This is a genomic window from Paenibacillus sp. FSL H7-0940, assembly GCF_037979415.1.
In the GTDB taxonomy this organism is placed as follows: Bacteria; Bacillota; Bacilli; order Paenibacillales; family Paenibacillaceae; genus Paenibacillus; species Paenibacillus amylolyticus.
In genome coordinates, this window is the sequence record NZ_CP150280.1 from 5,157,353 (window position 1) to 5,179,277 (window position 21,925).

Below are 21,925 nucleotides of genomic sequence, written 5' to 3' on the forward strand. Positions count from 1 at the left end.
AACTTCAAAAGCCTGCCTACACAAACATGCCAATAACACTCCATCCGAGGAGTTTTATTGGCATGTTTGCGTTTATTATTTTTCACAGCCAGATGAATCAATTTCATAATTGATTTGAGTAGTTGTTCAATTCGGTGCAAGCTGAGGTTCGTCCCTTGGTCCCCATTGCTGTAACACTCGCTTCAACTCACTCAGCATAACCGGTTTGCTAATAAAGTCACGCATACCCATCTCCAGGCAAGCTTCCTTGTCTTCACGTTTGGCATTGCCTGTAACTGCGATGATTGGAGGTATGCGATCCTGTGGAATTAGGCGGTGTAACAGGTCTGTCGCCTTCAGTCCATCCATCACAGGCATATGAATATCCATCAGGACAATATCATAAGCATTCTGAGAGATGGCATCAATTGCCTCCACACCATTGGTACATACATCTGCGTGGTATCCGAGCTTCTCCAGATATTCTCGCAAAATCTTCCGGTTTACCGGATGATCCTCCGCCACCAGAATACGCATGGCGACCTTGTCACTTTGACGTGTGCGATCATGATGGAACTGACTTGCTGTCTGTTCTGCTGAAGCATCTACACTCGCCGCAGGAACAGCAAACCGGAAGGTTGAGCCTTCCCCTTCTATACTCTCGACACTGATACTGCCTCCCATGATCTCCACGAGTCGCTTGGAGATGACCAGTCCCAGTCCGGTACCACCATACTTCCGGTTAATCACCGGGTGTAGTTGAGAGAAGGACTGAAACAACTGATCCAGCTTGTCAGCGGGGATGCCAATTCCCGTATCTTGCACCGCAAAATCAAGAACACTGTCTTCAGGCTTTCTGCCCTTGATAATATCCACGGCAACCTCAATGCTTCCCTGATCTGTGAACTTGAGTGCATTACCAACCAAGTTCACCAGAATCTGCCGAATACGTATGGCGTCACCGACCATGAACTCAGGGATGCTCGGATTGAGACGATATCTGATCTCCAGATGTTTCTCATCTGCACGCGGTTTAAACAGTTCAGCAACCTGTTCCAACATCTTGCGTAATGCAAATGGTTCATAAGCCAGTGCCATTTTCCCGGATTCCAGCTTACTGAAGTCCAAAATATCATTAAGGATGTTCAGCAGAGCATCACCGCTGTCTCGAATAATCTCGGCATACTCACGCTGTTCTTCAGATAGATCGGTACCGATCAACAATTCTGTCATCCCCACGATCCCGTTCATCGGTGTCCGGATCTCATGGCTAACCATCGACAGAAATTCCGACTTGGCCTGAGCTGCCAGCTCAGCTGTCTCTTTGGCACGTACAATTTCACGTTCGCCAGTCACATCATTAAATACAACCACCGCGCCCTGAATCTGTCCCTGTTCAATAATCGGCGTCACCTGATACTGCACCAGAAAGCTGCTGCCATCTTTACGCCAGAACACATCTTCCTTGATTGAACGTATCTGTCCATCCAACACGGTCATGTGGATCGGGCATTCTTCTTGTGGCAAATGACTTCCGTCTGCACGGGTGTGATGGATAATGGGATGTGAGTTTTTTCCAATGAATTCTTTCGCCTCATAACCGAACATCGAAGCTGCTGCTGGATTCATAAACATGGTGATTCCATCCGCATCCAAACCAAATATTCCTTCCGTAACCGTGTTGAGAATCAGCTCATGTTGCTTGCTGAGCTCCTGAATCCGTTCCGTGTATTCCTTGCGCTCGGTAATATCGGACACGATCCCATAAACGCCCACCATTTCCTTATCCACAATAATGGGCACATTCGTAACAGATACTTCAATCTTCCGACCACTTGAATTGACGACTCGGGTCTCATAATATTGCGGTTCGCCTTGCTTCACCATGTCAAAATAATGTTTGCCATGTTGCACTTCACATTTATCCAGATTGGATAAAAAAGATTGGCCAATAAGCTTATTGCGCGGAATATCCAACATTTGCACCAGTTTGCTGTTCACTGCGCTGTATTTACCTTCCAGATTCAATGAATACACAGCTGCCGGGTTATGTTCGAACAACGATCTGTATCGCTGACGGCTTTCCCGAAGACGTCTTTCCGCATCCTTATGCTGGGTGATATCCCTGCTGATGCTTACAATCTGGACACTCTTGCCACGCTCTCCAGCAACAGGTTTCGCCAATGTCTCCATCCAGATATAATGTCCCTTCTTGTGCAACACACGCATCTTGCAGCCATTGCCGATCTTGGAAAGATCCATAGGGTCCGGATAATCTCCCGAATAACAATAATCCTTGAAGGACTTACCTATGACTTCCTCCGGCTTATAACCCAGTAAGGTGTACACGGAAGGGGAAACGTATAACAACTCGCCATCCATAGCACAAGTTGTAATCAGATCTTGTGCATGGTCAGCCAGCACCTGATATTTCTCCTGTGCCTCCTTAAGCTCACGTTGCACTTCCAGGATATCGGTAACATCTTTGGCAATGCCATAAATTCCTACAACTTCTTTTCCCTCCGTTATAGGCACATACGTTATCTCTGCCTGTTTCAGGGAACCATCTTTATGATAAAAAGTAATGGGATTACTGACTGAACGTCCAGCCAGTACCTCTTTAATGTATTGTTTGCGTGAATTTTCACTGTCCGGAGGACAGATCTCACTCTGATTCATACGAATCAAGTCATCCAGTGTATACCCAGATATCCGCTCTACCGAGGGATTAGCATCAATATAGTTTCCATGGATGTCCATTACATAAATGGCATCCGGATGGTTAAAAAACAGTGATTGGTAAGAACTTCCCTCAGAAATAATGCGCTTCAGGGTTTCCGTTTTATTAATATCCAAGGCTTACCCCTCTTTTCTCAGCCAATATCTTCATCTAACAGCAGGGATTAATTATCCCTTACAAAAATGGGCCTACCCTCGAATAACCATGTAAGCCTGCCTAGAAACAGCTTTTTTTATTTTACCAGATTCTCGTCTCATTTTGCTTGCAATCTATGATTCAATTCACATGATGTGTGAGGTAATACTTGGAATTTTGATTTACTTAGGAGGTGCCTGCAAAGGCAGACATTTTATACAAAGATCAAATTAAGCCTCTAACAAGCTTGAAGTTCAAGTCCAAGTCAGCCGATTCTGGCGGATGGCTAAACGATTTTCTAAAGAACCCAGGACATCTTATTTGGCGTCCATGTGCTCTTTTTATATTTTAAGGAACATCAGACACGTTAATCCCCATAATCTCCTGTCATATACGCTGCAAACGGTTGTTTCATTGGATATAACATGTCTCAGGTTCCTTAGATTGCTGAGATCACTTCAAATCCTTGATTAAGACTCCTCAGGTTCGTTAGCGAGCTAATCATTCATGATGGGTGGGTCAGACATTAGAAAAATCCTCCTGAAGCCTACATACAATGAAGTTTGCATGTTTTGCTTAAAGAGGATTTTGATCTACGATAACCAAGGGTGTAACAGATTATTCAGATTTCTTTTTTCGCAAAATACATCATGCCGATTCCAATGAAAATAACAGCACTGCCTCCAACAACCGCCAGCATTGTGACCAGTGGAACATTGTAGGCTCCGAAACCTGTGCCGTCCACGGGTGTCATCAGAATCATCGGTTGTGCCCATGGATAATACGGCCCATATGTCGCCGAGTTTACAATGAGAATATTCGGTATGGTCAGTGCAAAATTCAGTGCGAGCGGTGCGGCGAAGCTGCTCCACACCAATGAAACGAACATCTGCAGGGCAGCCAAGGGTACACAGGCCAGCAACCCAAGCAGCAGTTTGCCTACCAAGAATCCCCAAGGTACTGGCATCGTAATGCCATGAATCATGCCTGCCAGCAGAATGGACATCAGCAACAATGCTTGCGTACCCGCCAGAAGCATGAGTACAATCGTCAGTTTACCTGCATATACACCTGAACGTGTGAGCGGTAAAACCAGCATCTGCTTCCACCCTCCACCTGCATGTTCAAAACGGCAGACAAAGGACGTAAACACGCCAGTCAGCATCGGTAACAATAACAATCCGTGCAGGAAAACCATCGTGGTCATCAATACCTGCCAATTTCCCGATGGAGTAGACAACAGTCCAATAAGCAGCGCAATGAGTGGACTCAGCAGAATCAGGAGCCATATGGGCGATTTGCTCATTTTCAATCGTTCAGCGGACAAGATTCGGAAGTACGTTGTCGCAAAGCTCATATCAGGCCACATCCTTCCGGCTAAAATGTACCATACCCAGCAACAGGATTAATAACCCTAGACCTGCCCCCATGCCTGCATACAGGTATGGATTAGGCCCATTCCAGGCCATCTGTGCCCATGCAAGCGGAAAGATTGGTGAGATACTGAGTGAGAACATACCCGTTATCGCGAGAACGATGCCCAACGTGACGGGAAGCGCCTGATTTTTGTTAACCATCGTGAGCCACAACTCCAGTGACAACACCGGAAGTGCACCAGCCAAAGGCAATAGACCCAGCTTGATCGCATGTGTCCAAGGTATTTCGCTGGCATGGAATCCGAGGATCAGACCCAGACCCACAATTCCTGCGGTTAGCAGCAGGCAGGAGATCACCAGCAGCACACAAGCAAGCAGGAACTTGGCTAAATACACGGCTGGTCTGGGAATGGGCATCGCGAGCAACTGTTTCCACGATCCCTGTTCATGCTCAACATTAGCGATCATGGAGCTGAGAATGGTTGCTCCCAGCATCAGAGACAAGGGCACAAAGACAACCACATTGCCCAATAATCCGCCCCACAGGTTATCTGCATACTGCTCTTTCAGATAGTCCAACCGTAAGCCAAAATTAAGCGCCTGCATCGCTGTCAATCCAAGAGGGGCCAGAAAGACAAGAAACCAGATCCCTTTCCCCCGAATCTTGAGCCAGTCTGACGATAATGCACGCCCGGTCATATGGAAGCCCCCTCGCCAATGACCCGCATGAACAGATCTTCCAGCGACTGACGCTGTTCCTCTACACGATACACATCATGATCCTGCTCAATTAATCGGCGCACAAGCAGTGCCACTGAACTGTTATCCATATAAGGGAACGTTAATGCAGCACCTTGTTGATGACCAAATTGTCCCTGTTCTTTTGCCAGCTTCATAGCCTCTTCCGGCTCGGAAACCGTTAACCGGATAGAACTACCCGTCTGACTATGCAGACTTGCGATAGTATCCTGAAGCACCATCTTGCCTTCACGGATAATACCAACGCGACTTGCCATCTGTTCGACTTCACTCAGCAAGTGGCTGGAAACCAGAACGGTAATGCCGTGTTCCAGAGGCATGCGTTTGATCAGTTCCCGAATCTCCTGAATACCGGCAGGATCAAGCCCATTCGTTGGTTCGTCCAGAATCAGCAGCTCCGGTTCACCGAGCAAAGCGCTGGCAATACCCAGACGTTGCTTCATCCCAAGGGAATACCCCTTCACTGAACGTTTGGCATCCTTGGTCAGATCTACAATGGACAGCACTTCAGCAATTCTTGATTTTGGTACATTGATGATGCGGCGCAAAGTTTCCAGATTCTCTACTGCGTTCAGATGTCCGTAATAGGATGGGTATTCGACCAAGGAACCCACACGGCGCAAAATATCCATGCGATCCTTGCGGATATCCTTGTCGAAGACACGGATCACACCTTTGGTTGGTTTAATCAAGCCGAGAAGCATGCGAATCGTTGTTGTTTTGCCGGCACCGTTGGGACCGAGGAAGCCGTAGATATCTCCCTTTTTAATATGCAGATCAAGTTCACGGACCGCTGCACGGTCCCGGTATGTTTTCCATAAATTCGCCGTTTGAATAATATTTTCACTCACTGTATGATCACCTCGGAACTATCGTAACCTTCCAAGGTTAAAGCCAAAGTAGTCTCTAGTTTAAGTTTAGTTTAAAAAAGCTATTTCAGCGGTTTGTTGTTCCCCTGTTTCCCTTACCACTGTAGATATATGTCTGGACACCCGTATCGGAACTGTCTACCCTCTTGCGCAGACCCATCTCACGGATCAACAGGTCTACAATGGACAAACCCAGACCTGTGCCTTTTGTGTCGGCATTCGGTTGCATTCCCGGACCCCGATCCTGAATAACGATGGCCGTCTCACCCTGAATCTCCTGAGTTGATATACCAATATATTTCCCGCTGGCGGCATGACGGATCACGTTTTGGAACAAATTATCAAGAATGCGACGCATGCCCTGTTCATCCATATGCCAGATCAGCGGTTCCTCCGGGAGATCTATATCAATATCAAATTGCTCTTTCTCCCAGACCGGGTACCAGGCGGCCGCCGTTTCCCTGACGATCCGCAGTATATCTTTCTCTTCCAGCTTCAGTGTATATTTCCCACTCGTGAGCAAATTGTAGGATAACATGTTGTCAATGAGCCCACCGAGGTCCTCCATCTTTGCTTCCATACGATGTAATGAACGGTCACCTTGCTCACTCAGATCTTCCTTGTGCAAAGCATGCATATGTCCACGAATCACCGTTAGCGGGGTACGCAGATCGTGGGAAAGCCCCGCAATGAGACGTTTGCGCAATTGTTCTTCCTCGCGTTCACGGTGGCGGCTATCGGACAGTTGATGCACCATCTGATTGAAGGATTCTTCCAGTTGACCGATCTCGTCTGACCGGCGGATATCTACCGGAAGCGGGATGCCCTCCTTGCCTCTGTTCATCATGGCCGTCTGCAACCGGATAAGTCGTTTGCGGATGCGTGCGAAGAAGAGAATCGACATCATGATGAAGATCAGAAAGATGAGGGTCATTACGATACCAAGATACAAGAGTTCCATCGGCCAGTTACTCTGATTCATTTGCAGAAGTGACCGCGGCACTTCAATGATCATGAATCCCTGTCCTTTGTCCTGCTCAGCTCCGCCAATATATGCAACTACGGTCAGTGGATCGCGAAAGGAAGCTACTTTCATGAATTGCACCGTATTGTTTACATTCCATAAGGCTGGAATATAAGTCTCTGTCGTTTGCCCGGAATCCAGTGACCATCTCAATGTCGTATCTGTCCTGCCATCCGGCGACGTGGATTTCAGAAGCGTTACATCTTCACCACCAAGAATAAAGAGGGTCTCACCACTCACATTCACACGATACATGGAAGATTTGGGATACGAGTCATGTAATTGCTCCAACCGGGCCTTAATCTCTTCATCCGAAGCACCATCCAAGTTCTTCGCTTCATGTGACCAGAGGTTACTGATCTTAGTAACATCACCGTAAGGAGCGGCACGGTTCATATTCGTGTCCGTGTTATTCACTACAACAATATATATAACGGATATGATCGGAAGCACAACGGGCACAAATAATACAGCCGCCAAGATCAGGAGGATGTATCTGGACATCAAGGACCGCCCAAAGCGAAGCTTGCGCCGCCCGGATTGCTTTTGCTCCTTGCTTCGTTCTCCCTTCATGATCTTCCGTTCTCTGAACAACCGAATCATGGCTTCTTCACACGATATCCCACACCGCGGACCGTCTGAATAACTACAGGATTGGCCGGATCAAGCTCCAGCTTTTCGCGTAGATGTCGAATATGTACCATTAAAGTTTTGTCCCCATCCAGATAGGGCTCGTTCCAGACGGCTTCATAGATCTGCTCTTTGGTTCGAATCATGCCCATATGTCGTAGCAGGTAGGCGAAGATGTGGAACTGTTTTCCCGATAGAATAATCTCATCTCCCGTCTCCTCATTGACGATCCGGTTGTCCTTCTCATAGATGGAGAGATGATCCAGCTTCAGGGCTGTATCCGATGAGACCGCTGTTCCTGCCTTACGCAGTTGTACTTCAATCCGGGCAGCCAGTTCATCGGGGTGAAATGGTTTGGTCACATAGTCATCGGCAAAATCAAGACCGTGCAACTTATCGTCAATGGACGTTCTGGCCGAGAGCATGACAATGGGCACGGCGGGATGTTCTTTTTTCAGTCGCTGGCCCACCGTAAATCCATCCAGCCCAGGCAGCATGACATCCAGAATAATGAGTGAACAACCGACAGCAGCCTCCGCTGCACCTTCACCACTGCCGAGCCATACCACCTCATAACCGCGCTCCTCCAGATCGGCTCTGACCCAAGTCGCAATTTCCGTATCATCTTCAATATATAACAGTTTGGTTTTCATCCGAATATTCGTTTCCTTTCTGCCCCCAATGGGTTAATGATATATCTGAGCATCATCATGATAAAAGCTGTCTATATCATATGGATTCATGTCTTGTTGAGCAAATGTTGAAGTCCTTTACGTTACCATACATGCTAATTATAGCTTATCCATTAACGTGGGGAATGTCATATTAATCAAGTCTACCAAGTACATATCAGTTCTACACCTGACGGGAGGAATTTCATTATGCTGCTGGAAGCCATCTATCATCAACCGAAACGAAACTGGGCCTATGCCTATGACCAAGATACAATCCATCTGCGCCTGCGTGCCAAAAAGAATGATCTGACCGAGGTACATGCCCTGACCGGGGATAAATATGCGTGGGATGCAACCAAAGCGCTGGTTCCCTTAACAAAGTTCACCTCTGACTCCATGTTCGATTACTTCGAGGGTGAGGTGAAACCTCCCTACCACCGACTGAAGTACTCTTTTCTGCTCAAAAACGGAGACGAACAGATCTGGATGACCGAGACGGACTTCCAGGAAAAAGAACCAGACGATCCGGGTCGTATGTTCCAGTTCCCTTATATTCATGCTGGAGCTGTATTCACACCCCCTGCATGGGTTAAGGATGCAGTGTTCTATCAGATTTTCCCTGAACGATTCGCCAACGGCAACCCGGATATTAGTCCGGAAAAGGTAGAGCCGTGGGGTGGTGAGCCGACACCTTTCAATTTCTTCGGCGGTGACCTTCAGGGCGTAATCTACCATCTGGATTACATCAGCGATCTTGGCATTAATGCGATCTACTTCACACCCATTTTTGAAGCCACCACCAATCACAAATACGATACCGAAGACTACCTGCGGGTAGACAAGCACTTTGGTGACGCAGATACCGTGAAACGACTGGTCGAGCTGTGCCATGCACGCGGAATTCGCGTACTTCTGGATGCTGTGTTCAACCATTCCGGGAAGACATTTGCGCCGTTTGTAGATGTACAGAAGAACGGAGAACAATCCAAATATAAGGACTGGTTCCATGTACATGAATACCCGCTGGACGTGAAGGACGGCATTCCTACGTATGAGACCTTCGGGTTCGAAGCGCATATGCCAAAGCTGAATACGGAGAATGCCGAGGTTAAGGCCTATCTGCTGGAGGTTGCCGAGTACTGGATCAAGGAAGTGGGTGCAGACGGATGGCGGCTGGATGTGGCAGACGAAGTGGACGATGCATTCTGGCGTGATTTCCGCCGTGTAGTCAAAGCGGCTAATCCGGATGCCTATATTCTGGGCGAAGTATGGAACGAGTCTTCCTCCTGGCTGCAAGGCGACCAGTTCGATGCGTCCATGAACTATCCGTTTACCGATGCCGTGAATGCTTTCTTTGTGAAAAATACGATGCACGCCGAACAGTTCGCAAACTCCATCGGGCGACAGTTATCCCGTTATCCGCTTCAGGCCAGCGAAGTGGCGTTTAACTTGCTGGACAGCCACGATACCCCGCGGCTGCTCACGCTGTGTGAAGGTGACCAGCGCAAGATGAAGCTGGCTGCGTTATTCCAGTTCAGTTATATGGGTGCTCCGTGCATCTATTACGGAGACGAGATTGGCATGGACGGCGAACATGATCCGGGCTGCCGTAAATGCATGGAATGGGATGAAGCAAAGCAGGACCGAGAGCTGTTTAACTTTTATCAGAAACTGATCTCCCTGCGTCATGCTCATCCTGCCCTGCGTGCAGAAGGCACCGTTCGTTTCCTGCAGGCTCGTCATGACGGCAGCCAACTGGTATTTGAGCGGCAAAATGAGGAGGAACGCATTCTGGTTCTGTTCAATCGATCAGAAGAGACAGCTATTGTCGAGCTGGAGGCCGGTGACGAGGAATGGACCGAGTTATTTGGCGGAAACCATCGTACCGCCAAGGAAGATGGCGTACTCGCCATTGAACTGCCCGCGTATGGATATGCCGTATTGAGTACTAGTCTCACATAAACACCAAGCTATCCTTGCTCATATGCAAGACTGGAGTCTGTTCAATTCATCGGCATATCAAACGAAATAGGCGCTCCCAGATCTGTTCCTGATCTGTGGAGCACCTATTTGATTTTGACGTTATTCATTATGGCCATGGATTACTCTGGCCGAACCAGCTGTTCCTTGAGCAACTGGATGGTGGCCTCATATTGTACAAGCCCCACTTGCAGACACAGACGCTGTGCAGGCGAAATACGTTCGCCAAATTCCTCCATCTGGCGCTGAAGTTCAGCGTATAACATTTCCTTTCGCTTCAACTGGCTGGATATCCAACCCGTTACGGTATCTTCATCCGCCAACTCTCCGAAATACAACCGCATCAGAAAATCAGAACGAAATACCTCAGCTTCCAAAGGACTCATTAAATAGGCGTGAAATTGCGCTGCTCCTTCAGGGGTCAATGAATACACGTTCTTATCAGGTTTCCCTTCCTGCTTCACCGATTCCTTAGTCAGCAATCCTGACTTTTCCATCTTCGCAAGTGTAGGATATATGGTGCCAAAGCTGGCATCAAAGAAAAATGAAAAATATTGTTCAAAGTACTGCTTGATCTCGTATCCGGAACTTGGCTGATTGTGCAGTATTCCGAGGATGACATGCTGCGTGTTCATCGGTGTACCGCTCCTTTCCATTCTCCTTAACGTATCACAACCAGTACCCCTTGTTCAATGATCAGATGACGAAACGGTTGCTTTCAGAGCAACAGGCACAGCAGCAGGCTGGTCCTCCCTACGAGCTTCAGAACGTACCGGGCCGGAGCGTCTGATCCAGGTGCAAAGCGCACCCAGGGTCAGTGTTACTCCACCGATTACGGCAAGCAACATCGCATCCCGGCCGATCCCGTTTCCTCCGAGTACAAGGTTCATCATCCCCTCTACGGCATAAGTCGCTGGCAGATAATGACCGATAAATTGGTAGAACTCAGGCATTACATCTCGCGGAATCGTTGATCCCGAAGACAGCATCAATAGAGGCAACAGCGCGCTGTTTAACCAAGCCCCAGCATTGCCAAGCAATAGCAGGCTCAACTGAGCCATAAATAGAAAAGATATGGTGATCAGTAACTGGAACAGCCATAACATGAACCAACCGTCTGCTGATGATACCCCCATAATGTGCATCATCCCCGAACCAACGAGCGAAACGATAAATGCCGCACCAAGATTAACGATGTTACGTGCCCAGAAGCGCTCCCATTTCCCAGCTCGCCCACTCAGTTCACCAGAAACTTTCTGCAGATTCATGCTTAGCAACATCGCTCCGGTAAACGTAGCCGTTACAATCAACATCGGTACCATCGAGGAAGCAAAATTATCAACAGGATTCAGCCGCTCCACCTCTGCCTCAACACGTGAAGATAACCCCAGCGCCAACGCATCGGCCTGATCAGCAGTCATACCGGATTGATTCAGCACTCCGTGAATAACCTCCTGTTGTACTTCACGGTTCAATGTCGCTGTAACTTGTGCGGCTACGTTCTGCATCACACTTTTCACGGTAGCCACGTTTGATTCGTTCATCACATACTTAACTGCCATCGGCTTCGACAAGTCTTCTGCCTGCTGCATGAAACCTGATGGAATCTCAATAATCATGTACACATCCCGGTCCGTTAACATCTGTCTCGCTTCTTGCATCGATTCAGATGTTTTGACCTCGAAATTCAGGCCCGCTGCCAGAGACTCGGCCACCGGTTCAGCCGCTACCCCATCTTCATTCACGATGGTGACAGCCAATTGAGTCATTCTTTCGTTAACCTGGTCGTATCCGCTAAGCCAGATGATGTTAAAAAAAACCTGAAACAGCACAGCCGTAATTAAACCTACAATGGTGGCTCCGTTTTTCAAAAACAGCAGACTCGTCTGGAAAATACCTTTCATTCTATCCATCTCCTTTAATTTTGTTGCGCTCCTATATATATCGTATTGATATATGACAAAAATTAATATATCTAATCGATATATAGATCGTCAATGTTTTTTTGTTTTTCTTCGTTGGAAAAAGACAAAAAAAGCCGATACATCTCTTCACCAGGAAGATTTGTACCGGCTTTTCATATCATGTAAGGACTCTTCTTCACCTTTAATAATCAAGGCTAAAGGCAGGCTCCACAAGTTAGCGTTAGATTTAATTCATATCAATCCGATTTATGCCTTAGTTTCTACGTCATTTTCAGCAGGGGACTCCGGCTCAGGCTCGGCACGCTTTGCCTTTGGTTTAGCCAACTTCTGCATCATTTTGCGGCCGGTTGGTGTCTGGGCCAGTCCACCTTGGGCTGTCTCCCGATGGCGGCTCGGCATTGCACTGCCTACTTCCAGCATGACATCGATGACTTCGTCTGACGGAATGGCACTACGCACTCCGGCCAGGGCCATATCAGCCGCAGCCAGCGCCGTAACTGCACCCAGTCCATTACGGACGATGCACGGGATTTCAACAAGGCCTGCGACCGGATCGCAGATAAGGCCCAGTGTATTTTTTAACGCCAAACCAACGGCATGAACGACCTGTTCCGGTGTACCTCCACGCAGTTCAACCATGGCACCCGCAGCCATGCCGATAGCGGAACCCACTTCCGCCTGACAGCCACCCTCGGCGCCGGAGATAAATGAATTGTTGGCGATAACATAACCAATCGCTCCCGCACAGAACAACCCGTTCACCAAATGTTCGTCCGTCCAGCCAAATCGCTCCTGTGAACTGATAAAAACACCCGGGATAATGCCGCAGGAACCGGCTGTTGGTGTTGCCACGATCCGGCCCATGGAGGCATTCACTTCAGATACACACAGGGCATACGCCATGGCAAGTGCGGAAGCATCTCCTGAACAAGTCTCACCCTTGCGAATGTACTCGGCCATTTTTTTGCCGTCTCCACCTGTTAATCCACTGCGTGATGTCGTATCTTCCGTTAACCCTTTGCGTACCGCTTCCTTCATCACCTGATAATATTCAGACATCTGCTTCACAACATCCGCTTCCGGTGTATTGGTCTCCTGAACCTGCTCCTCGATCATCAGCTGAGCAATGGTTTTGGATTCTGCTGTACAGATCGTATTCAGTTCGTGCAAATGTTTAAACCGCATCCGAATCAACTCCTCTCTTCAAATCGATAACACGAATGTCCAATACATGGTCCAGCTCCCTTAGACGCTTGAGCATATCAGGATTAGGCACACCATCCATTTCCATCGCGGTAAGCGCTTCGCCATCACGGGCTTTCCGGTCCACCTGCATATACCCGATGTTAACCCTGGATGAACTGATCGTGGACGTCACTGACGCGAGTACGCCCGCTTTATCCGCATGCCGCAGAACGAGTGTTGGAAACTCACCACTAATCTGAACACGAAAATCATTCATCGAATGCACGGATACGCTTCCACCACCAATGGATGCACCGATTAAGGAGCAGGCACGTTCTCCATGCCACAACTCAATTTTGACCGTATTTGGATGAGGAGCAGGCAGGCCACTTGTATAAAACTCTACCTCCATGCCCGCTTCCTCTGCGTATTGCTCTGCATCCGGGATACGCGGATCGTCTGTGACATAATCCAGCAGACCGCCGATCAGTGCCAGATCTGTTCCGTGCCCCTGATACGTATCTGCAAATGAACCGTACAGGGTCAGCCGGGCACGATCTGGCGTACATCCTAGCCACTGTCGAGCAATTCTCCCTAACCTTGCCGCTCCAGCTGTATGTGAACTTGAAGGCCCCGTCATCGACGGACCAATAATTGAAAACACATCTTTAAATCGCACCTTATAACCCTCCAATTGTATTCGTCATTTCCATCCAGAATCTGAGCCATATTGTTCCTTATTTACTGAATGATGACATCAAAAAAGGACAGAAGAAGGCCTCAGGCCCTCTCTCTGTCCTTGATACCTGAGAGTTTCATGATCAGCAGTGTCTCACGACAAGGTGCATTGCCTGCGATTACAGACAAGTTCACCGGTCTGACTGATCATATACCCCTTGGGTGGCGCAGTTCGCGCACTCTCCAGAGTTGCGTCCAACGATGGTACATTTACCTGAGAGATTAACCACTGCGCCGGGTGCGCAGCAGCTTGCTCCTTCGGTGCCTGAACACTAGCCATTTTGCTTGGCTAACCCAGGTCTCTCCCGCTCGTTATCATCCGCTATATGGAACCATTCTGAGCTTATATCAGAACAGTCATGGAAGTCATTAATTTCTTCTTCATTAAGATTAATCGACCGGAAGATCAGTGTCAACAAACTTGACGATTTCTTTGGGTGTATATCCATCATTTCCTATTGAACCAAGGAAAACCAGAATATTTTGTCAGCTTTCATTACATTAACGCGATAAAAAGATCTTTTAAACAGGTTATTTCGTTCAACTTCAATCAATAATGTGCTCACTACTATTTATGATATTGTCCACGAAACCGTTCGGGTATTCAGGCAACCATATATTTTGAACCATACTGCTCAGTACCCCATCCGAGTCTGCACATCTGGATTATAAATCACAGTTCGTAGAAGATGCTCTTGTTCTGTACATAAGGTCGGCAATACTTGCTGCACAGCTTTGGCATGCGATCTTTCATCCATTCGTGCCTCGACTCATTCGCCATCTGAAAGGCATAATAACCCAGTGTAAAGATCAACATGAACCCTTCCATCAATCGAATATCACGATCCGTCAGTGGTGCGATCTGTTGGGTATAACCGGATAAAAATATGTCACGTTCCTCCCGATTGAACATAAGTGCTGCCCCTCCGGCATCAAAAAGATAATAACCATAACCGTGTAGACAAAAATCAATCATGGAAATTCCCTGCTCCGTTATCAGCAGATTATTGCGAGTAATATCCCCATGAATGATCCCCCATGTCCCTGCGTGATGCGGGTATGTTTCTAACTGCTCATTAATGTTCTCAAACGTCTCACGAAGCAGATCAAAGTCTTCCGTTGTAAAAATCCCCAGTCGGACACCTTCCTCTAGCTGCCCTAGCATGACCAAGTTCTCATGGCTATTGCCATATGCCGGCCGCACCTTTGTTCGATCTATCTGATTCTGCATACGTCCATATTGATGAAGCATCTGCAGTTGTGCCCCAAGATCATAGATCTGCTCTGTTGTCAGCCGTTCTCCCTGCTGGATGTCCCTTCCCTCAACCCACTCCAGTACTGTACAGCAGATTTCTTTACCTGCCTCACTTGTCCATACCGTGACCCATTCACCCGATGCATTGCGTACCGGATGCTGCACGCGCAATGCTGTCGTTGCGTTTAACTCATGAAGCAGGTTCATCTCTGCCTTCAGCGCAGGAAGCGTATGCTGAATGCCGGTCATACTTGCATATGCGGCTTGATGGATACGTAGCAGATACTTCTGCCCGCTTGCTTCATCAACGACATGATACGTCAGATTCTCATTATGACGAATATATGAAACGACAGGTTTCTCAATAGGGTAGTTCTGTATAATCTGAGCTGCCATATGGTCGTAAGACATCTGATCCGTAGTGATTATTAACATCTCCTTCGAAGTCATGTAAACGTTCTCTTCACACTAAATATCGTAGCATAATGTTTATCCCGCATACAGAAAATCCCACTAAAATATAAATTAAAAAAGCACAACCCCCGAACAACCGTCCAGGCATTGTGCTTTCTTTTGTCTCTATTTATGATCCAATTAACCGAAACGACCCATAATGTATTCTTGCGTCAGACGATTGTCCGGGTTCGTGAAAATATGCTCTGTATCCCCGTGTTCAATCATGTTCCCCAGATAGAAATAAGCTGTGTAATCCGAGATTCGTGCCGCCTGCTGCATGTTATGGGTAACAATAACAATCCGTAGCTCCTTCTTGAGCTCGGTAATCAACTCTTCAACTTTACCCGTAGATACCGGGTCAAGTGCAGATGCCGGCTCATCGAGCAGCAGAATCTGTGGTTCAACAGACAAAGCGCGAGCGATACACAGGCGCTGCTGTTGTCCCCCAGAGAGAGACAGAGCTGACTCATGCAGTCTGTCTTTTACTTCGTCCCAGAGCGCAGCACGGCGCAAGCTTTTTTCCACAATTTCATCCAGTGCCTTCTTACTCTTCGTACCGCGGTAGCGGGGGCCAAACGCGATATTGTTGTAGATGGACTTATGAAAAGGATTTGGCTTCTGCCACACCATGCCAATCTTCTGGCGAAGCTTGATTACATCGGTTCCAGGCTCATTCAGGTCGTTACCGTCCATCCAGATATGTCCCTCTGTACGGGAACCGGCAATCTCGTCGTTCATTCGGTTCAGCGACCGGAGGAACGTGGATTTACCGCAACCAGACGGTCCAATAAGAGCCGTTACGCTTGCTTCAGGAAACGTCAGGCTAATCTGCTTGACCGCCTGGAAATGTCCATAATATATGCTTAACTGTTCCGTACCAAAAGGTATGGCCATGTTGGTTCCTCCTTATTTCGAAGCTGTCATGCGGCGGAATACAACCCGACCGATCCAGCGTGCACTTAGATTGAACGCCAGCACGAGAATGACAAGCACGGCGGATGCCCCTGCTGCCACTTCTTTGGAATCTGGCCCAATACCTTCACTATTTACTTTCCAGATATGGACAGCAAGTGTCTCTGCCGGACGGAAAGGATTAAGCGGTGATCTTGGACTCGTCGGATTCCAATCTGTAAAGTCCAAAGGTGGACTACTCATACCTGCGGTGAACATCAGCGCGGCTGCTTCACCGAAGATCCGGCCCGATGCCAGGATCGTACCCGTAATCAAGCTCGGTAATGCTACAGGCAACAGAATGGAAGTAATGATTTTCCACTTGGACAGCCCAAGCGCCAGACCTGCTTCCTTCTGCTCCTTCGGAACGGCACGGAAGGCCTGCTCCGTAGTCCGCACCATCAGTGGCAAGTTAAAGATCGCCAGAGCCAAGGCACCCGAGATCAGGGAGAAACCAAGACCAAATTGATTTACTAGCAGCAAGAGACCAAACAAACCGATAACGATGGATGGGAATGATGACAATACTTCAACGACCAGACGAATGAAGCTGGTAATCTTGCCTGGTTTGGCGTATTCCGCCATGTAAATCCCGCCGCCCCATCCGAGTGGAATGGTAACAAGCAAGGTCAGAACAAGCAAGAATACGGAGTTGAAGAGCTGTGGACCAATCCCGCCGCCACCCTTAAGCAACTGTGGTGCACTTGTAAGGAAGTTCCAGCTAATATGTCCAATGCCTCTATACATGATGAAGCCAAGCAGACCGAGCAATAGAATAACAATGAACAGGGCTAGTACAACGATAACGGATGTTGCAATTTTATCTACCGTCTTTGCCTTCATTTTCATACCCGGTTTCTCCTTTCAAGCAGGCGAACCAGAATGACGAAGACAAATGTCATCACCAACAGGACAAGCGCCATACTCCACAGTGCATTGTTATGAACAGAACCCATCGTGGTGTTACCCATGCTGAGTGTAATTACACTTGTTAATGTTGAAGCTGATTCAAGCAAGGATGTTGGAACATGCGGTGCATTACCGATAACCATCTGCACAGCAAGTGCCTCACCAAAAGCACGGGCCATACCCAAAACGACACCTGTCAACAAAGCTGGCAAAGTCGTTGGGATAATGACACGGTAGATGGTTTGCCAGCGAGTGGCACCCAGTGCGTAGGAGGATTCACGCAATCCTTTTGGCAATGCGGACAATGCATCTGCCATAATACTTGTCACCGTAGGAAGAATCATTACCGCGAGAACAAGACATCCGGCTGCAATCCCGACGCCTGTTCCGCCAAAGATACCGCGCAACAAAGGTACGATGACACTCAGACCAATAAATCCGTATACAACGGATGGAATTCCGGACAAGAGCTCAATCGCAGGCTGCAAGATCTTTTTGCCTTTACCCGGAACAATCTCTGTCATGAAGAGCGCTGCACACAGGCCAAGCGGACTTGCGATCAATGCTGCAAGCAAGGTTGTAATGAAAGAACCTGTGATGAACGGTAATGCCCCGTAGAACGCAGGTTCTCCGGTCGGATTCCACGTCTTTCCACCAAGGAATTCGCTGATGCTTATTCCATTTTGGAAAAATGTGGATAGTCCCTTAGACGCTACAAAATAAACAATGGAAAACATGACAACGATCAGGAAAACGACACAAATCGACGTATAGATCCGTCCCGTCCACTCTTCCCAATAATGTTTCTCTTTTAAGGGCCGGCGCGGTTTCAACTTGTTATTCATTACCGTTCCCCCTTCGGTCTGTTCCATAACAACCATCCTTCTATAGTAGAATTAATGCAAAATATGGGATTATTTTAGAGCAAACCGCGTAAAGAGGCGGGACCTTAGTCCGCCTCTTTCGCTGTATGCGCAAGTTCAAAGATTACTCAACCACATTACCTGCTGCATCGCGTTTTACTTTCATACCTGACATTGGAATGTATCCAAGTTCTGTCACGTCGTTTTGTTGAATTTCGTCACTCAAGATGTAATCCAAGAATGCTTTTGTTGCTGCATCAGGCTCACCTTTTGTGTACATGTGCTCGTAAGCCCACACTGGATAAGTTCCTGCTTCTACGTTCTCAACTGTTGCTTCTACACCTTCGTATTTCAACACTTGCAAGCTGTCATCCAAGTATGACAAGGCGAGGTAACCAATAGCACCTGGCGTTTCAGATACCAATTTTTTTACGTTACCAGAAGAATCTTCTTGAATCGAACCTTGGATATCACCCATTTTTGCACCCAATGCATACTTCTCAAAAGTTGCACGAGTACCAGAACTGCTCGGACGGTTTACAATAACAATTGCTTTATCCGCGCCGCCAACGTCTTTCCAGTTTGTTACTTTACCGGAGAAGATGTCGATCAGTTGTTGCTTCGTCAAATCTTCTACACCTGCATCTTTGTTGCTAACTGGTGCCATAGCTACTACTGCTACTTGATGGTCAACCAATTCTTTTACTTTGGCTTCGTCCTCCAGTTTCTCTTCTGCAAATACATCAGAGTTACCGATTGTAGCTTGTCCGTCAGATACTTGTGTCAAACCAGTACCACTACCGCCACCTTGAACTTGAACCGTTACGTTCTTATATTCATCAACTGCCATAAATTTCTGTCCAGCTTGTTCTACCAGAGGTAGCAATGCTGTCGATCCGACTGCCAGAATGTTACCGCTAAGCTCAGTAGCAGCTTCTCCTGATCCATTGCTTGCGGCACCCTCTGTACCAGCGTCATTTTTCGATCCGCATGCTGCGAGTACCAGTACGAACGTTAAGGTCATCAAAATAAACGGCAACTTTTTAAACATGTTTTGTTTTCCTCCCCCAATGTAGTGATGGCGTTTTGTGAATTTGTTTGTTCACCATCAACTCTTTACTCATTGTAGTTTCGGTATGTCATCTTAAAATCAGTGTTTTGTAAACGCAATGTTAAAAATATCGGCTGTATATTGAAAATCATCTGAGACAAGTTGCGCTGAAGTGGCCGCTTCGGGAACGGACGTTGTTTCAATCGCTGTTATCCCCGGATTTATATGATTTACTTTTTTCAAGGAATACATCCGGGGATAAAGGCGAACGCTTCGCTTTTCCACAATCGTTCCGTTCCCTTCGCTGTGTCAGCGCTCGTTGGATCTCAGGCATTTCAATCTCCTGCCTGGGAAGTAGGCAAAAAGGCCAGCCCTATAAAAGGCTGGCCTTCTGTAAATACTTAATGTAGATATTGAATCAATCCGTTATATAGAACAAACAAAAACTGCCTCACAGCCAGTGCATGGCACCAGGTGGTTAGAGAATTTATGCAGATTTCATAGTTGTTAAGGCTTTTTTATCTGACGGGTCGCTTGAATTACTTTTTGGTTGATATACAGGTTTCTTTAACAATCCAATCATACAAGCTGTAATGATGGAACCAACTAAAATACAGACAATATACAGTAATGGATTACTTGCCGCAATGGGAATAACAAAGATTCCACCGTGAGGAGCTTGTAACGAAATACCTAGAGCCATGCTCATTCCTCCACCAATCGCTGCACCTACAATATTGGATGGAATAACTCTCAAGGGATCATTTGCAGCAAACGGAATCGCGGCTTCTGTAATAAACGACGCACCCATAATATAAGCGGCTTTACCTGCATTACGTTCTTCGATTGAAAATTTATTCTTAAATAATGTTGTAGCTAATGCAATACCCAGTGGCGGAACCATACCTCCAACCATCAGAGCAGCAGAAGGTTCAAAGATTTGATTGGCGAACATCGCCAGTCCAAATGCAGATGCTGTTTTGTTAATCGGCCCTCCCATATCAGATGCCATCATTCCTGCCAGAAGTGCTCCTAATAAAATAGCATTAGAACCTGTTAAACCATTTAGCCAACCTTGTAACGACTCATTGATCCAAGCCATCGGACTGTTGATGACAAAATACATAATCAAAGCGGTTATAAATGAACCTACTAATGGCAAGATCAGCACAGGTGACAGGCTTTGCAGTGAGTCAGGAATGCCTTTGACTAATTTTTTCAAAGCTATGATCGTATAACCGGCGATAAATCCAGCCAGCATACCTCCCAAAAAGCCGGAACCTCCAATAGTCGCCAGCATCCCACCAATCATACCAGGTGCCAATCCTGGACGGTCAGCAATACTATATGCAATATACCCTGCTAATACAGGAACCATCAATGCAAAAGCAGCACTCCCCCCCGCTGTACTTAAAAAAGCGGCGAAAGCATTATAGTCCGGGCTATTTGGGTCAGCCGCATGAATACCAAACATAAACGAAAGCGCAATCAATATACCGCCTGCCACTACAAAAGGAATCATAAAGGATACGCCATTCATAATATGGCTGTATATTTTAGGCTGCTTTAAACGTGTTTTTTCTTTTGCTTCTTTAAGATTACTGTTGCCTTGATTCAAAACGACACCTTTTCCAGCAATCGCATCTTCAATTAACTCTTGTGCATGATGGACTCCATTTTTGACAGAGGTTTTGATCACTGGACGATCGCCAAAAACATCCATATCGACTTTGACATCTGCCGCCACAATAATACCATCAGCTTCAGCAATATCTTCAGGAGTCAATTGATTTCCAACACCTGTTGATCCATTGGTTTGCACTTTAATGTGTACACCGAGTTCCTTGGCCGCATTTTTCAATGCTTCCGCGGCCATAAACGTATGGGCAATTCCTGTAGGACAGCCTGTAACTCCAACCACTTTTTTGCCAGCATACTTTTTAGGACGTTGAAGTGCCTGCGCATCTTGCTCTTCTGCCTGTTCAAATAAACGGACAATCTCTTCTTGATCTCGAGCAAGGATAAGTTTCGCTCTAAATAGTTCATCCATCAAAAAGGTCGAAATTTTGGATAATGTTTGCAAATGTTCTGATGAAGAGCTTTGATCGACTGCAATCATAAAAAATAAATTACATGATTCGGTACTATATTCAATACCGCTTAATGATCTGCCCATAATAATGGCAGGGGACTGTACTCCAGTAGACTTAGCATGTGGAATGGCTATTCCGAATCCCACTTCTGTAGGAACCTGTTCTTCACGTGCCCAGATATCTTTTTTAAATTGCTCAATATCGCTTAAATAGCCGTTATCGTTTAACTTTTGCGACAATTCATCTATTAATTCGGCCTTGGTCGTAGCGGTGACATCTAATATGATATTTTCTGGTTTTAAGACATTAGAAATCTTCATGATGGATCTCTCC

17 protein-coding genes and 1 riboswitch are annotated in these 21,925 nt (G+C 47.0%); of the genes, 1 reads left to right on the plus strand and 16 read right to left on the minus strand.

The genetic code is table 11. The features are described from left to right. Positions 1-126: 126 nt before the first annotated feature. The 6 genes from MHB71_RS22665 to MHB71_RS22690 form a co-directional block, all read right to left on the minus strand. The gene (locus MHB71_RS22665) at positions 127-2,835 is read right to left on the minus strand and encodes a PAS domain S-box protein (RefSeq protein ID WP_340027775.1); all 2,709 of its coding nucleotides are present in this window, start codon (positions 2,833-2,835) and stop codon (positions 127-129) included. 641 nt (positions 2,836-3,476) lie between these two features. Next, the gene (locus MHB71_RS22670; protein WP_076254444.1) at positions 3,477-4,211 is read right to left on the minus strand and encodes an ABC transporter permease; all 735 of its coding nucleotides are present in this window, start codon (positions 4,209-4,211) and stop codon (positions 3,477-3,479) included. Position 4,212: 1 nt separating this feature from the next. Further along, on the minus strand, positions 4,213-4,929 hold the full coding sequence (locus MHB71_RS22675) for an ABC transporter permease (RefSeq protein WP_036607500.1): 717 nt from the start codon (positions 4,927-4,929) through the stop codon (positions 4,213-4,215). Beyond that, complete coding sequence (locus MHB71_RS22680; protein WP_036607503.1) at positions 4,926-5,840, minus strand: ABC transporter ATP-binding protein; 915 nt, start codon at positions 5,838-5,840, stop codon at positions 4,926-4,928. The genes MHB71_RS22675 and MHB71_RS22680 overlap by 4 nt, the downstream gene beginning before the upstream one ends. Positions 5,841-5,925: 85 nt before the next feature. Next, complete coding sequence (locus MHB71_RS22685) at positions 5,926-7,455, minus strand: HAMP domain-containing sensor histidine kinase (RefSeq protein WP_340027776.1); 1,530 nt, start codon at positions 7,453-7,455, stop codon at positions 5,926-5,928. A 26-nt stretch (positions 7,456-7,481) separates the two neighbouring features. Next, the gene (locus tag MHB71_RS22690) at positions 7,482-8,165 is read right to left on the minus strand and encodes a response regulator transcription factor (protein WP_017690959.1); all 684 of its coding nucleotides are present in this window, start codon (positions 8,163-8,165) and stop codon (positions 7,482-7,484) included. A 228-nt stretch (positions 8,166-8,393) separates the two neighbouring features. On the opposite strand from MHB71_RS22690, the gene MHB71_RS22695 reads away from it, so the two are divergent. After that, positions 8,394-10,148 carry an alpha-glycosidase gene (locus tag MHB71_RS22695; RefSeq protein ID WP_340027777.1) on the plus strand — a complete coding sequence of 585 codons (1,755 nt, stop codon included), beginning with the start codon at positions 8,394-8,396 and terminating at the stop codon, positions 10,146-10,148. A 140-nt stretch (positions 10,149-10,288) separates the two neighbouring features. On the opposite strand, the gene MHB71_RS22700 is transcribed toward MHB71_RS22695, so the two are convergent. The 10 genes from MHB71_RS22700 to MHB71_RS22745 form a co-directional block, all read right to left on the minus strand. Next, positions 10,289-10,801 (minus strand): helix-turn-helix transcriptional regulator, encoded by a 513-nt coding sequence (locus MHB71_RS22700; RefSeq protein ID WP_051449824.1) that lies wholly within the window; start codon positions 10,799-10,801, stop codon positions 10,289-10,291. Between the two features lie 54 nt (positions 10,802-10,855). Beyond that, on the minus strand, positions 10,856-12,070 hold the full coding sequence (locus MHB71_RS22705; protein WP_076319510.1) for an ABC transporter permease: 1,215 nt from the start codon (positions 12,068-12,070) through the stop codon (positions 10,856-10,858). A 267-nt stretch (positions 12,071-12,337) separates the two neighbouring features. Beyond that, the gene (sdaAA, locus tag MHB71_RS22710; protein WP_036672202.1) at positions 12,338-13,276 is read right to left on the minus strand and encodes an L-serine ammonia-lyase, iron-sulfur-dependent, subunit alpha; all 939 of its coding nucleotides are present in this window, start codon (positions 13,274-13,276) and stop codon (positions 12,338-12,340) included. Next, positions 13,266-13,955, minus strand: a complete 690-nt coding sequence (gene sdaAB, locus MHB71_RS22715) for an L-serine ammonia-lyase, iron-sulfur-dependent subunit beta (protein ID WP_340027778.1) — start codon at positions 13,953-13,955, stop codon at positions 13,266-13,268. The genes sdaAA and sdaAB overlap by 11 nt, the downstream gene beginning before the upstream one ends. A gap of 252 nt (positions 13,956-14,207) precedes the next feature. Beyond that, positions 14,208-14,332, minus strand: a riboswitch (glycine riboswitch). Between the two features lie 355 nt (positions 14,333-14,687). Further along, a complete protein-coding gene (locus MHB71_RS22720; RefSeq protein ID WP_340027779.1) occupies positions 14,688-15,719 on the minus strand; it encodes a phosphotransferase in 1,032 nt (343 codons plus the stop codon). 144 nt (positions 15,720-15,863) lie between these two features. Further along, positions 15,864-16,619, minus strand: a complete 756-nt coding sequence (gene pstB / locus MHB71_RS22725; RefSeq protein ID WP_340027780.1) for a phosphate ABC transporter ATP-binding protein PstB — start codon at positions 16,617-16,619, stop codon at positions 15,864-15,866. A 12-nt stretch (positions 16,620-16,631) separates the two neighbouring features. After that, positions 16,632-17,519, minus strand: a complete 888-nt coding sequence (gene pstA, locus MHB71_RS22730; protein WP_036616846.1) for a phosphate ABC transporter permease PstA — start codon at positions 17,517-17,519, stop codon at positions 16,632-16,634. 2 nt (positions 17,520-17,521) lie between these two features. Beyond that, the gene (pstC, locus tag MHB71_RS22735; protein WP_101314928.1) at positions 17,522-18,430 is read right to left on the minus strand and encodes a phosphate ABC transporter permease subunit PstC; all 909 of its coding nucleotides are present in this window, start codon (positions 18,428-18,430) and stop codon (positions 17,522-17,524) included. A 142-nt stretch (positions 18,431-18,572) separates the two neighbouring features. Then, positions 18,573-19,499 (minus strand): phosphate ABC transporter substrate-binding protein, encoded by a 927-nt coding sequence (locus tag MHB71_RS22740; protein ID WP_074093252.1) that lies wholly within the window; start codon positions 19,497-19,499, stop codon positions 18,573-18,575. A 487-nt stretch (positions 19,500-19,986) separates the two neighbouring features. After that, the gene (locus MHB71_RS22745; protein WP_100528146.1) at positions 19,987-21,912 is read right to left on the minus strand and encodes a PTS fructose transporter subunit IIABC; all 1,926 of its coding nucleotides are present in this window, start codon (positions 21,910-21,912) and stop codon (positions 19,987-19,989) included. Positions 21,913-21,925 lie beyond the last annotated feature (13 nt).